The organism is Anaerophaga thermohalophila DSM 12881 (assembly GCF_000191885.1).
GTDB classification, from domain to species: Bacteria; Bacteroidota; Bacteroidia; order Bacteroidales; family Marinilabiliaceae; genus Anaerophaga; species Anaerophaga thermohalophila.
In genome coordinates, this window is the sequence record NZ_AEWI01000043.1 from 1 (window position 1) to 14,448 (window position 14,448).

The 14,448-nt window shown below is 42.9% G+C and carries 10 protein-coding genes, 1 other RNA gene and 1 pseudogene; 4 read left to right on the top strand and 8 right to left on the bottom strand.

The annotated features are described in order from the left end of the window. The 8 genes and pseudogenes from ATH1_RS20950 to ATH1_RS0112380 all read right to left on the bottom strand — a co-directional run. Positions 1–221, bottom strand: a 221-nt coding sequence (locus ATH1_RS20950; protein WP_010422239.1) for a hypothetical protein, incomplete at its 3' end; no start/stop codon positions are given. A 21-nt stretch (positions 222–242) separates the two neighbouring features. Beyond that, positions 243–368, bottom strand: a pseudogene (locus ATH1_RS20955) (DUF1156 domain-containing protein); the annotation flags it as partial. Continuing rightward, complete coding sequence (locus tag ATH1_RS0112355; protein ID WP_044115248.1) at positions 365–1,024, bottom strand: DUF4276 family protein; 660 nt, start codon at positions 1,022–1,024, stop codon at positions 365–367. The gene ATH1_RS0112355 and the pseudogene ATH1_RS20955, both read right to left, overlap by 4 nt. A gap of 8 nt (positions 1,025–1,032) precedes the next feature. Next, on the bottom strand, positions 1,033–2,133 hold the full coding sequence (locus ATH1_RS0112360) for an AAA family ATPase (RefSeq protein ID WP_010422243.1): 1,101 nt from the start codon (positions 2,131–2,133) through the stop codon (positions 1,033–1,035). Continuing rightward, entirely contained in the window at positions 2,102–2,593 is a 492-nt protein-coding gene (locus ATH1_RS0112365) for a hypothetical protein (RefSeq protein ID WP_010422247.1), read from the bottom strand. Before ATH1_RS0112365 ends, ATH1_RS0112360 begins: the two co-directional genes overlap by 32 nt. Positions 2,594–3,066: 473 nt before the next feature. Then, positions 3,067–3,468: a transfer-messenger RNA gene (ssrA, locus tag ATH1_RS20635) on the bottom strand. 74 nt (positions 3,469–3,542) lie between these two features. After that, complete coding sequence (gene rpe, locus ATH1_RS0112375; RefSeq protein ID WP_010422252.1) at positions 3,543–4,193, bottom strand: ribulose-phosphate 3-epimerase; 651 nt, start codon at positions 4,191–4,193, stop codon at positions 3,543–3,545. 315 nt (positions 4,194–4,508) lie between these two features. Then, positions 4,509–5,378, bottom strand: a complete 870-nt coding sequence (locus ATH1_RS0112380) for a sigma-70 family RNA polymerase sigma factor (protein ID WP_010422254.1) — start codon at positions 5,376–5,378, stop codon at positions 4,509–4,511. Positions 5,379–6,034: 656 nt separating this feature from the next. Between ATH1_RS0112380 and rho the strand changes: the two genes are divergently transcribed. The 4 genes from rho to ATH1_RS0112400 all read left to right on the top strand — a co-directional run bounded on the left by rho (position 6,035) and on the right by ATH1_RS0112400 (position 14,443). Beyond that, positions 6,035–7,783: a transcription termination factor Rho gene (gene rho, locus ATH1_RS0112385; RefSeq protein ID WP_010422257.1), complete on the top strand. Its 1,749-nt coding sequence runs from the start codon at positions 6,035–6,037 to the stop codon at positions 7,781–7,783. 225 nt (positions 7,784–8,008) lie between these two features. After that, positions 8,009–9,196, top strand: a complete 1,188-nt coding sequence (locus ATH1_RS0112390) for an AAA family ATPase (RefSeq protein ID WP_010422260.1) — start codon at positions 8,009–8,011, stop codon at positions 9,194–9,196. A 352-nt stretch (positions 9,197–9,548) separates the two neighbouring features. Further along, entirely contained in the window at positions 9,549–13,085 is a 3,537-nt protein-coding gene (gene nifJ, locus ATH1_RS0112395; protein ID WP_010422264.1) for a pyruvate:ferredoxin (flavodoxin) oxidoreductase, read from the top strand. Positions 13,086–13,432: 347 nt separating this feature from the next. After that, complete coding sequence (locus ATH1_RS0112400; protein WP_010422266.1) at positions 13,433–14,443, top strand: dihydroorotate dehydrogenase-like protein; 1,011 nt, start codon at positions 13,433–13,435, stop codon at positions 14,441–14,443. Positions 14,444–14,448 lie beyond the last annotated feature (5 nt).

Sequence of the window (14,448 nt, forward strand, 5' to 3'; positions counted from 1 at the left end):
GCCGACTGCGCACATAAAGGTAATTGTCCGGGCAATCTTTTTTTGCAACGCAGGTTGTCCTCTATGGGGTCGATGACAGTGGTCCACGGAATGTCGTCGTAGGGTTTGTAAGGGTCACCCTGTTGTTTGTTGTTATCTTTGCCCAGCAAATGGCCCACTGCTTCTTTAAAGGTCCAGGGACAATCCGGTTCAAGCGGGTCGGGCACCAGAGTGGCAGACACTACGGCCCGGCAAACGGGCAGTGGCCGGCGTGCCCATCACAGGTGCAGGGTAGAGATGTGACCATGTCGAATGGATTTATCGCGTACGCTTTCGGCCGATATTTCTTTTACCGGCATAGCTGTTTCTATAAGCTTTTTGCAGTTCATGAGTAGTTTTCTATATTATCGATCCACTGGTTGAAACGGGGACATTTTTCCCTTATTTTTGACAGGCCTGTTTCCTGGGCAAGAATGGGCCCCATCACTACTTTGTCGTAGTTTTTTAAATGATAAAGAAGTCTACTGGAAGGGGCAGATTGTGGCTGGTCATTGATTTCTTCCGGGTTGGGATATTCCTCAAACACCCGTTCAAAATTCTCGTAGTCGTTTATTTCCGAAACAGGGAAGTTGCTTTTTAGTACATTTATGTCACAAAAAAGCAATCCTTCAAACTCATGTAACTGAAGGTAGGGTAGAAATCTGGTTCTCAGGTTTTCGGGAATGTCATTTTTCATCCCTTCCTCCAAAATGGCCATTCTTTTAGTTTTATCTCCTTCTTTATGTGCAGATTCCCATTGTGGGTAGTTAAATCGTGCCGGAATGCCATAATAATCAATGAGAGTGGTTACTAATGCAGATATATCCTGCTTTAGCAATGAAATAATTTGTGCTTTCAGATTAATCCAGGGAACAATCCCACCACCTGATTTTTTTATTAAAGGCGTTTGAATAGAGATGTTTTGTCTAATGAAAAATGGTTCTAAAACATCTTTACAAAATTCTTTTTCTGTGAGTCCCTCGCAAATTATGATTACTCTTTTCATGGAAGTACTCATTTGGGCTGTCCTCCATTAATTAAATGACGTTGCCATAAATCACCAATGTCGTATTCGTCAAGCCAGATGGATAATTCGGTGGCATTCAAACTGGCAAAAAGGCTTTCTCCATTTTTCTGATCGACTGTAACGATTTGTTCGGGGGCAAAATGATTTATTAAATCGGCCGACTGAGTGGAGGCAATGACCTGTGTCCCTTTTCTGGATGCAATATTAATCATGCCGGCCAGTTTGGTAATAGCCGATGGATGAAGACCTAACTCCGGTTCATCAATGATGATGGTTGAAGGAAGTTGAGGCTGCATAAATAGCACACAAAGGGCGATGAAACGCATCGATCCATCCGACAGGTCATTGACGCCATACACAGTCGAGCTGTATTGATCCTGCCACTGTAATCTGAGATAGCCCTCAGAGTTGGGTTCAAGTAAAAAGTCCGAGAAAAACGGAGCAATACTTTGTATCACTTTAATAATCCGGTTATAAGTTGTTAAATGAGTTTCCTTAATGTTGTAAAGAAAAGCAGCAAGGTTGCTTCCATCTTCATACAGAAAGTATTTATCATTTTCGATGTGACTCATCTTGTTAAAAGGTGAATTTTTCCCGGTGTCATGAAAATGGTATTTCCTGAGGCTTTTTAGAAGTTGACGAACTTTATTGACAGATTCAGCGTCTGTTTCTTTTAGTTGTGATTCCCGGCCAAAAGTCTTAAGTTCTTGTTTTTGTTCATTAAAATGTTTCACAGCTTCACTAACAAATATCACCCCTTCAGAGGCTGCTTCAAGTTCAACCAGGTAAACGTACTCTTCATTGTTAAAACTGATCTCAAAATCAAGAATCGTGGTTGTATTGATTCCTTTATGAAAAATTTTATCCTCACCGCCCTGCAGAGAGATATGCTTTTGAAGTTTTTGTTCACTTAAAAGGCTAAGGAATTCAAAGAAAGAAATAAAATTACTCTTACCGGCCCCGTTGGCGCCAATAAAAATATTAATGGGCGAAAGCGATATCTTTATCTCCCGAAACGACTTATATCCTGATATTTTAATATGGTCAATCATAAGTTTAATTCTTAACTGATTGATTTGTTTTTCCATTCGTCCAAAGTGAGGAAAAATTGCACTCCTCTGGTTTTAACTTCAAAATTAAGATTTTTCGCCGGGTTTTGTATTCTGCTCCCGTATCATCAGCCAGGAGAAACCGGATTTTTGGGAGTGGTAACAGGTATTTATATACTGCTTCAACCTGGTGGGGGAGCGGATCAACAATACTGCAGTTCACTGCAAACAGCGGATCGAACTGATAGGCTGAATGAATACGTTCTGTTTCGGCAAAAAGAGAAAATCGTACCGGATCACCAGTGAAATTAAAGCTACCTACTGATGTTAAAATTTCCAGATTTTGGAAAGTCGATTCGTCTACAACTTTTGTATTCACCTTGTGACTATTAATGCCATTGTAGGTGAGTGAATACATTTTTCCTAACCTCTGTACTTTTGTTACAATAACGGATTCTGTGGGAATCAGGTTTTTTACTATCTGACCAGGTTCAATCATAAGCTATTCTAATTGAGGCATAAAATTATATAAAGCGCGCTTGTTGTACAAATTGACGTTGATATCAATTACAACATTTTCCATTTCATTAAGAGTTAGCTAGTGCCCGTCTATAAATTTGCAAAAAATTTCACAATATGTGTTTCTGCTCATAAAGTGTCAGTTGCAAGGCAAGCGTAACGCAGCAAATGGTGCTTTATGGCATGGCACATGACTATTATCGGCAACGAGTGTTTTCTTATTCTTCCGGCACATCATTGAACAGCAGTATAAGTACTTCTGCCACTAAAGGTTTGACAGGAGTAGATTATGCAGGCTGGCTTTTAACAGGGACGATATCAGCCCAGGATGCTACCTCAATGGGAGCTTCGGAAAGTAATTCTGTATCTGTTCTTGAAACGCAGATTATATGTGTCCCTCCGCACACATATAAAATGGTTTCAGCGTTCTTTATTTATGATTCGGGAATTGTTTTGTGGAGCTGCCGGGAATCGAACCCGGGTCCAGACAAGGAAGCCATAAGCTTTCTACATGCTTAGTCGCTTGTTGATTGTCGGGACTGGTCAGGGAAGCGACACCCGAACCAGACCTTAGCTCCTTAAATTTCGTCCGAAGCGCGGAGCAAGCCTCAAACTAGTTTCGGTTTTCCTGCATCTCCTGATCGGATAGCCCCGAAACAACGGCATCCGGGAGATGTCCCGTCCCGGCTCCTTGAACCGGGATTAAGCGTAACGTACTGTTATTCGGTTACGCAGCGAGAGCGTAATTGTTTTCGCCAGTTAAAAAGTTTGAACCCTGGGATTTACGAGCCAGCTGCACAACGCTCGGCATGCTTACTTACCACTTTACCTTGCTGTCAAGTCCATGTCAGCCCCGTTGGTGATAATGGTGGTAGTCTTTTTACAGAACTGCAAAGATAATGCCTTTTTATGGTTTGTCAATGATTTTGTCAGCTTGTTTTGAGTTGTCGGATGGTGCCGGCAGGATCGTCGGATTTGAAGATGAAACTTCCCGATACCAGGACATCTGCTCCACAATTGTATAGTTTCCCTGCATTTTTGTCAGTAACGCCGCCGTCAACTTCAATCAGGGCGTTGCTGTTTCTTTTCTGAATCAGATTTTTCAGTTTTTCGATGCGGGTGTAAGTGTTTTCGATGAATGTTTGTCCGCCGAACCCTGGATTGACCGACATGATAAGCACCAGATCCACCATATCAACAATATCTTCCAGAAGAGTTACCGATGTGTGCGGGTTAAGTGTAACGCCAGCTTTCATCCCTGCCTGATGTATTTCTTCAATGGTACGATGCAGATGAGTACATGCCTCGTAATGAACATTGAGAAGATGTGCGCCGGCTTTTTTGAATGCTCCGATGTACTTTTCCGGACTGACAATCATAAGGTGAACATCGAGCGGCTTGCGAGCCAGCTTGTTGATGGCTTCAACAACCGGGAGTCCGAAAGAGATGTTGGGGACGAAAACGCCGTCCATAATATCGAGGTGAAACCAGTCGGCGTCGCTCCGGTTTACCATGTCAATATCCTTTGCAAGGTTTGAAAAATCTGCCGCCAGTAACGACGGTGCAACCATTTTACTCATGTGTTAATAGATTTTTTCCCTGTCAATAAATAGATTCTTCGCTTCGCTCAGAATGACAAACAGCTAAGTGTCATTCTGAGGAGGCGCGGAGAAGAATCTCATCGGATTAGGCTAAGGCTAAGGCTGAGGTTGAGGCTGAGGTTGAGGCTGAGGTTGAGGTTGAGGTTGAGGCTGAGGTTGAGGTTGAGGCTGAGGTTGAGGTTGAGGTTTAGGTTAAGGTTGAGGGTTCACCACAGATGACATAGATTTTACTATGTTCAACCGGTCAACCAACCGACCAATCAATCAATCAATCTCTGCGCCCCGAAAGCCGTCTCAATCATCATTAATAAAATTCCGGAGAATTCTGCTTCGGTACGTGTGTTTTAGCCGTTTGATGGCTTTTTCTTTTATTTGGCGAACTCTTTCGCGTGTCAGGTTGAAAAGTTTTCCGATTTCCTCGAGGGAGTAGGGCGGTTCACCTCCAAGCCCGTAATAAAGCCGGATAATGTCGGCCTCGCGGGGCGAAAGGGTAGATAACGACCTTTCGATTTCCTTTCGAAGGGAATCGTCAAGGAGCTGTGAGTCGGGACTCGCATTATCGGAAGAGAGCAGAACATCGTAAAGCGTATTTTCTTCGTCCGGCTTAAGAGGTGCATCCATCGAAACGTGCCTGTTGGAAACTTTCAGGGCTTCTTTTACATCTTTGGGAACCATGTCAAGTACTTCGGCAATTTCTTCGGAAGTTGGTTCACGCTGATATTTCTGCTCAAGCAACGAGAAGGCATTATTCACTTTGTTGACGCTTCCGATTTTGTTAAGGGGCAGCCGTACAATGCGTGCCTGTTCGGCGAGCGCCTGAAGAATAGATTGGCGAATCCACCAGACCGCATAAGAAATGAATTTGAAACCACGTGTTTCATCAAACCTTTGTGCAGCTTTTATCAGGCCAAGGTTGCCTTCATTGATAAGGTCGGGCAGACTGAGTCCCTGATTTTGATATTGCTTGGCAACAGATACAACAAATCTGAGGTTGGCATTTATCAATTGTTCCAGCGCTTTTTCGTCGCCCTGTTTTATTTTTTTGGCAAGTGCAACTTCCTCCTCCGCCGAAATCAGCTGAACTTTCCCAATTTCGTGAAGGTATTTGTCTAATGAAGGGGATTCCCGATTGGTTACCTGTTTGGTAATTTTCAGTTGTCTCATAATAACTTGGTTCGATGTTTAGGAGTTGTAATATTAACAAAAAACTTACTTCCCTGTTTCAACAGAACGTTAGATTTTTATATTTAGAATATTAGAAGGTTTCTAAATTATTGGAAAACTGAATTTTAACCTTTCGATTTTCTGTAGTAATAATTTTTTGAGACAGAATATTGTGTTAAAAACGGTTTAAACGCGATGACGCAATGACGCAGAGTGCTTTAATTTAGTGCCTGTTTATAAAGTCTGGAAAGTTGTACCAAATCATGTGTCTGTTCAGAAAGTGGCGGTTGCAGGGCTTGCGAAGCGGCCAAAAACGGAGTTTACTTATCGTAAATGAGTATTTTGGCGGCAAGCGTAACAAAGCAAATGGTACTTATATGAATAGATACTATTTAAATAAAAACCTTTGCGTCATGGCGTCTCCGCGTTTAACTTTTAAAAAATATCGAAATATATTTTGCAAGTTTTGACAGAATAGTGTATTTTTGCAAAGAATTCCATCCCGGATGGCCGCTCGTTTGCCATTTCTGGTTTTTACTTTAAACAAAATATGACCTTCATTGGGAACGCTGTTGTCTTATCTCCTTGACCATACCGAACCAATGTTAGAACAGATAAAATCCAATTTCACTTATTAAAAGTAGTAGTATATTTATATGCTTGATATCATTGAATTGAACAGCAAGAAACTTGTTGAGTTACGCCAAATTGCCAAAGAACTTGGTATTAGGCGTGTTGAATCGTATAAAAAACAAGACCTGATTTACAGGATACTTGATGTTCAGGCTATTAAAGAGTCTGAGAAGAGAAAAGGAACCGAGAATAAGAAAAGTACCGAAGAAAGTACTAAAACAGAGAAACGTCCCGGAAGAGGACGGCCTCCAAAAAAGGAGGTCACAACCAAAAAACAGGAGGAAGTAGCTCAATTCCAGGATCCCGGACAAAAAGATAAATCCGAAAAACAGAGACGGCAAACAAATGTGCCGGAACAGAAGAGCGAAGCCGGACAAAAGGTTAACGGGAACCCGCAAAAGTCTGAAAAAGTAGCTGCCGAAGCAACTGCCGAAAGCGACAGAAAATCTGCTCAGCTTCAACAAGAGAAAGGTGATGACCGTAATGCCACGCAAACATCCCGTAGGCAGCAGGATAAGTGGCAACAACAACGTCCCGATAAGCAACAGCAAAGCAACAATGATAACGATCAGCAACCGTCTCATCAGCAGCGTAAGCGGCACGACAAACAAAGCCAACAGGATAACAAATACAACGACAAGGCCTTCGAATTTGAAGGTATCGTTACAGCTTCGGGTGTCCTGGAAATCATGCCTGATGGTTATGGCTTTCTGAGATCATCCGACTATAATTATTTCAATTCACCCGATGATATTTATGTTTCGCAGTCGCAGATCAAACTGTTTGGTCTGAAAACCGGTGATACCGTAGAAGGAAGTATCCGTCCGCCCAAAGAAGGAGAGAAGTACTTCCCCCTCATTAAGGTGGAATCGATTAACGGAAGATCGCCTGATTTTGTGCGCGATCGTGTGCCATTCGATCATCTGGTACCGGTTTTTCCCGACCAGAAATTTAATCTCTCCGAAGGCCCTTACAGCAATATCTCAACGCGGATTGTCGACATGTTTGCCCCAATCGGAAAAGGTCAGCGGGGATTGATAGTGGCGCAACCAAAAACCGGGAAGACAGTATTGCTGAAAGATGTGGCCAATGCCATTGCATCCAATCATCCCGAGGTTTACATGCTTATTCTCCTCATTGACGAACGTCCCGAGGAAGTGACCGACATGGCCCGCAGTGTGAATGCCGAGGTGATTTCTTCCACTTTTGATGAGCCTGCCGAGCGTCACGTTAAAGTGGCCAATATTGTTCTTGAGAAAGCCAAACGTCTTGTTGAGTGTGGCCACGATGTGGTGATACTGCTCGATTCCATTACCCGCCTGGCTCGTGCCTATAACACGGTTTCGCCTGCATCCGGAAAAGTCCTTTCCGGTGGCGTGGATGCCAATGCATTGCATAAGCCCAAACGATTTTTCGGTGCTGCCCGTAACATCGAAGACGGCGGATCACTTACCATCCTGGCAACTGCTCTTACCGAGACCGGTTCCAAAATGGACGACGTGATATTTGAAGAGTTTAAAGGAACCGGTAACATGGAGCTTCAGCTCGATCGTCGCCTCTCTAATAAGCGTATTTATCCCTCTGTGGATATCAATGCTTCCAGTACACGTCGCGAAGAGTTGCTTCTTGATAAGGACACTTTGAATCGCATCTGGATATTGCGAAACTATCTGTCTGATATGAACCCTGTTGAAGCCATGGAATTTCTGAAAGACAGAATGCTGAAAACAAAATCGAATGAGGAGTTTCTGATTTCGATGAATGATGGGTAGATTAGTCGGTAGTTTATAGAGAATAGTCAGTAGGGAGCGTTTTTAATTCTGTTTAACTTCGCTGACTGTATGAAGATTATGAAATTATATAAAAAGGTCACCATGAGGTTGGTGGCCTTTTTTATCTTTACTAATTATAAATAACAATCAATCCCCAAAAATGTAATCTGCATATTGCAAAATCCAAAAACCTTTGTTTAAATTTGCCAACAAAAGCTAAAGGGAATGGTTTTGATGCAGGCTTTCATAAAAACACACCGTTATCTTCTGGATCATCTGAATGTTCCGGTGCACCGGCATTTGCTCGAATACGTAGACTGGGATCATCGTCTGATCGGAATTCAGGGCGCACGTGGTGTGGGCAAAACCACTTTTCTGCTCGACTATGCCAAAACTTTTTACGGTAACAATAAATCCTGCCTGTACGTCAATCTGAATAATCTTTATTTTGCCGAAACCAGTGTGGTTGATTTTGCCGATGAGTTTAGAAAAACAGGAGGTAAAATACTATTACTCGACCAGATTTATAAGTACCCCGACTGGGCGGAGGAATTAAGGTATTGTTACGACCACTTTGATGATCTGAAGATTGTATTCAGCGGATCGCCGTTGATGCGTGTGGATGAAGGAAATGCTTATCTTGATGGCTGTGCCCGTGTCTATAATCTTGAAGGGTTTACTTTCAGGGAATACCTCAATCTTAAGACCGGGAATGATTTCAAGCCGGTTGGGTTGAATGAATTACTTCGCAGGCATGAGGAAATTGCTGCTGAGGTGGTTGATAAAGTTAAGCCCCTGGCTTATTTTACCGACTATCTGCACCACGGGTATTATCCTTTTTTCCTGGAGAAACGGAATCATCTCGAAAATCTTCTTAAAACCATTAATCTGGTTCTTGAAATAGACATTAGTTATTTACAACAGATAGAACTGAAGTATTTGCCCAAACTGCGCAAATTACTATATATTGTCGGAAAATCCGCTCCTTTTCAACCCAATATAAGCCGGCTGAGTAATGATGTTGAAACCAGCCGGGCTACCATCATGAACTATCTTAACTATTTGCGCCAGGGGCGTCTGGTCAATCTTCTTTACGAGGATGAACCCGATCCTTTGAAAAAGCCGGCTTGCGTGTATATGCATAACCCCAACCTTGTTTTTTCTGTGGCTTCAGGCGATGTAGAAATGGATGTTTTGCACAAGACGTTTTTCTATAATCAGGTTGGATATTTGAATCGCGTCAGTTTTGATGGTGAAGCAGATTTCAGGGTTAACAATGATATGCCTTTTTATATCGGGGGACGCAATATTGAGAAAAAAACGGAAGTGAACAATGGTTTCTTTGCCCGCGATATGGTTGAGATTGGTGAGGCTAACCAAATTCCTTTGTGGTTGTTTGGTTTTTTGTTTTAAAAACCTTAAATTTTAGAGAATTTGATTATCAGATTTTAAGACTTTGGATAAATGGTATAATATGTTGAAAATAAGATTTTAACTGATTTATAAGTATGATTGATTACCGGAGTTTTCAGAAGGAATTAAAAAATTTTAGGTTTAACATTTTACATCTGACCTGCCTTATACATAACTCAAGTAACTTTATTTATTTCAGATAGTTGCTTAGTTATGTATAAGGTTGGCTGTCTGTAAAGTCGGGAAAAGTTGTAACAAATCAAGTGTATCGAATTAGGAGACCACTCCTAAAAGTCTCTTTTAGGAGCTAACTAAGTTATAGAATTTTAAATATAATAAGGAGAACAGACAAATGGTTAAAAACAAGAAGTTCATTACCTGTGACGGGAATTATGCTGCTTCTCACGTGGCATATATGTTTAGTGAGGTAGCTGCCATCTTTCCCATTACCCCGTCGTCAAACATGGCCGAAAATATTGATGAGTGGGCGGCCAATGGACGAAAAAACTTTTTTGGAGAGACAGTAAAAGTTGAAGAGATGCAATCGGAAGGTGGCGCTTCCGGTGCGGTTCATGGCGCTTTGCAGGCAGGTGCGCTTACTTCCACTTTTACGGCTTCTCAGGGATTGTTACTGATGATCCCCAATATGTATAAGATTTCCGGTGAATTATTGCCCGGGGTTTTTCACGTCAGCGCCCGTAGTCTTGCAGCTCAGGCTCTTTCAATTTTTGGCGATCACAGCGACGTGATGGCAACCCGTCAGACCGGCTTTGCCATGCTGGCTACCGGGAGTGTTCAGGAAGTGATGGATTTGGCCGGTGTAGCCCACCTGGCAGCCATTAAGAGCCGTATCCCGTTCCTGCATTTCTTTGACGGGTTCCGTACATCTCATGAGATTCAGAAAATAGAGGCCATTGATCTGGAGGCTTTGGCAGCTCTGGTGGATAGAGATGCTTTGAAGAAGTTCCGTGACAATGCCCTGAATCCCGAACATCCGGTTACCCGTGGTACTGCTCAAAACCCGGACATCTACTTCCAGTCACGTGAATCTGCCAACCCCTTTTACGATGCAGTTCCTGATATTGTGTCCGATTATATGGACAAAATTACGGAAATAACCGGGCGTAAATACCGGCCATTTGATTATTATGGCGCCGATGATGCAGAACATGTGGTTGTTGCTATGGGTTCCGTAACCGATACCATTAAAGAAACTGTTGATTATCTGAATGCCAATGGAGAAAAAGCAGGACTGATTGCTGTACATCTGTATCGTCCTTTCTCTGCAAAATATTTTTTCGAGGCATTTCCCAAAAGCGTCAAACGTGTAGCTGTACTCGACCGGACCAAGGAGCCGGGTGCAAACGGAAACCCGCTTTATCTTGACATCCGCGACATCTTCTATGGAAAAGAAAATGCCCCAATCATTGTCGGCGGTCGATATGGTCTCTCTTCCAAGGATACTACTCCGGCTCAGATCATATCCGTTTTTGAAAATCTGAAGAGGAAAGAGCCCAAGAACGACTTCACAGTGGGTATTGTCGACGATGTTACCTTTAAGTCGTTGCCACTCAAAGAAGAAATAGACCTGGCGCCCAAGGGTACATTTGCAGGTAAGTTTTACGGTATTGGATCGGACGGAACGGTTGGTGCCAATAAGAACTCCATCAAAATTATCGGAGACAATACCGATAAATTCGCTCAGGCTTACTTTGCCTACGACTCTAAAAAGTCAGGCGGTATTACCATTTCTCACCTGAGGTTTGGCGATGAGCCGATTCGCTCGCCCTATCTGGTAAACACCCCCGATTTTGTGGCTTGTCATGTTCCTTCATATCTGGGTAAATACGATATGCTGAAAGGCCTTAAAAAAGGTGGTACTTTTCTTTTGAACAGCATTTGGGATGCTGAAGAGACCAAAAAACGCATCCCTGCCGATATGAAACGGTACATGGCCAAAAACAACATCAACTTTTACATTATTAATGCCACACAGATTGCCAAAGAAATCGGTCTCGGTAACCGTACCAATACCATCATGCAGTCCGCCTTTTTCAAAATTGCCGAAGTTATTCCTTACGACCAGGCTGTTGAAGAAATGAAGAAGTTCATCGTGAAGTCTTTCGGCAAAAAAGGAGAAGATATCGTCAATATGAACTTCAAGGCGGTTGACGAAGGTGGTAATGTGACCAAAGTTGAAATACCTTCCGACTGGGCCGATGCTCAGCCCGAAGCAGAGTCAAACGGTAAGCCCGTTCCGGAATTCATCAGTAAGGTTGTGTTCCCCATTAATGCTCAGAAAGGGGATGATCTGCCCGTGAGTGCTTTTAAGGGACGTGAAGACGGCACATTCCCTCCCGGAACAACAGCTTACGAAAAACGCGGAATAGCCGTTGAAGTACCCGAATTGCTGATAGATAACTGTATTCAGTGTAATCAGTGTGCTTATGTTTGCCCGCATGCTGCTATTCGTCCCTTTCTTCTCAACGAGGAAGAGTTGGCCAATGCACCCGAAGGCACCCTTACCAAGAAAGCCAACGGGAAAAGTTACGAGGGATTACAGTATCGTATTCAGGTGAGTCCTCTCGACTGTACCGGTTGTGGTAGCTGTGTGGAAATTTGTCCTTCCAGGGAAAATTCTCTTGTCATGAAACCTATTGAGTCCCAGATGGCTGAAGCCGAACGCTGGGACTATATGGTTGAGAAAGTTTCCATAAAAGAAAATATCACACCAAAGACCACCAATCTCAAGGCTTCTCAATTTGCTCAACCCTTATTCGAATTCTCCGGTGCTTGTTCCGGTTGTGGCGAAACACCTTACATAAAGCTGATCACTCAATTGTATGGCGATCGTATGATGATAGCCAATGCCACAGGTTGTTCGTCAATTTATGGCGGTTCGGCTCCGGCCACACCTTATTGCGCCAACAAAGAAGGACGCGGACCTGCCTGGGCCAACTCGTTATTTGAAGATAATGCCGAGTATGGTATGGGGATGGCTGTCGGTGTTGATAAGCTTAGGGACAGGATTGAACGTCTCATGAAGGAGAATATGTCAGAGGTTTCTGCAGATACCAAAGCGGCTTTTGAAGCCTGGATAGAGGCCAAAGCAGACGGCGAAAAAACACGTGAGGTTTCAAACGCCGTGGTGAAAGCTCTGGAGAATGAAAAACATGAGGTGGCCAAAGAAATCCTTGCACTTAAAGATTACCTGGTGAAGAAGTCGGTCTGGATTTTTGGTGGCGATGGCTGGGCCTATGACATCGGTTACGGTGGATTGGACCATGTAATAGCTTCTGGTCGGGATGTCAACATTCTTGTTATGGATACCGAAGTGTATTCCAATACCGGAGGTCAGGCTTCCAAATCGACACCGATTGGTGCTGTTGCAAAATTTGCAGCTGCCGGTAAACAGGTTCGGAAAAAGGATCTTGGCCTCATGGCTACTACCTATGGATATGTTTACGTTGCTCAGGTGGCTATGGGAGCCAATATGAACCAGTACTTCAAGGCGATTAGAGAAGCCGAGGCTTATCCGGGGCCATCGCTTATTATTGCTTACTCACCATGTATTAACCACGGACTGAAAGCCGGTATGGGGGCGGTACAAAGCGAGACTAAACGTGCTGTTGAGTGCGGTTTCTGGCATCTGTATCGTTACAATCCAATGCTTGAAGCCGAAGGAAAGAATCCTTTCGTGCTCGACTCTAAAGAGCCCGATTGGAATAAGTTCGAGGACTTTCTTAAAGGAGAAGTACGGTTTACGGCGCTCATGAAAACTTTCCCCGAGCAGGCAAAAGAGCTCTTTAAGGCGGCACAGGAAAATGCCAAATGGCGTTATAATACGTACAGGCGACTGGCTGCTATGTCGTATTCCGAGGCGGAATAAATGTTTTAGTATTCAAAATAAAAAAAGAGGCTGTCTCATCACGGACAGCCTTTTTTATATATTCATAATATTCAGGAACACTTTTGGTTGATTTGTTCATTATGCTTTATTAACTTAGTGGTGTAATTAACGCTTTGGGTTTAATGAACTGCAGTCAACAAAACAATTGTAAAAATGTTAATTAATTAGTGTCTGCCCATAAAGTACCATTTATCGCGTTATGCTTGCGTAACACGGTAATTGTTAGTAAATGAGCATTTTAGCGACAACCGTAACACAGCAAATGATATTTCATGGACAGACACCAATTAAACTTCTTATTTTAATAACAAAAGAAGCTATAGAATATGGACCTATCTACACATTACATGGGGATTCCCCTTAAGAATCCGTTGATGGTTGGAGCCAGTAATCTGGTTACCGACATGGAAATTGTAAAAAAGCTCGAAGAAGCTGGCGCATCTGCCATTGTTTACAAATCGCTTTTTGAGGAACAGATTAATCTGGAAGCTGCCGAGTTGGAAGATGACCTGCACGAATACGACGACCGTAATGCCGAGATGATAGATCTTTTTCCAAAGGTCAAACATTCCGGCCCCAGAGCACATTTAATGGCTGTAAAAGAGCTTAAAGAATCGGTTTCGATACCGGTCATTGCCAGCTTGAACTGCATCTTCGACTCTACCTGGGTTGAATATGCGGAATTATTAGAAAAAACTGGTGTTGACGGTCTTGAAATTAATTTCTACAGTACCATCACGGACGCCAATAAGACCCCTCAGGAAATAGAATCGACACGTATTGATATTTTGAGACAGATAAAAAGGAAAGTAGAAATTCCGGTTTCAGTTAAGCTTAGTCCTTTTTACACGAATGCGCTGGAATTTATCAGCCGCCTGAGTGAAGACGGAGCCGACGCTTTCGTTTTGTTTAACAGGCTTTTTCAACCCGATATCAATATCCGGAAAGAATCATTCGAAATGCCGTACAATCTCAGCCACAAAGGCGATAATCGTTTATCTGTCAGGTATGCAGGTTTGTTGCATGGTCGCATACCAGCCAATATTGCTGCCAATACAGGTATTCTTGATGGCGAAGATTTCATAGCAAGCCTTCTTGCAGGGGCCGATGTTGCACAGGTAGTAAGTACCATATATCGTAACGGTGTCGACCAGATTACCAAAATGCTTGATGAGTTGGGCGACTGGATGAAAGAAAAAGGGTATCAGACGATTGATGATTTTAAAGGTAAGATGTCACACAGCCGCATTAACGAACCTTTTGCATATAAGCGCGGTCAGTATGTCGACTTTTTAATGAAGTCGAAAGAGTATTTTAAAAAATATCCTATGCGGTAAAGAGC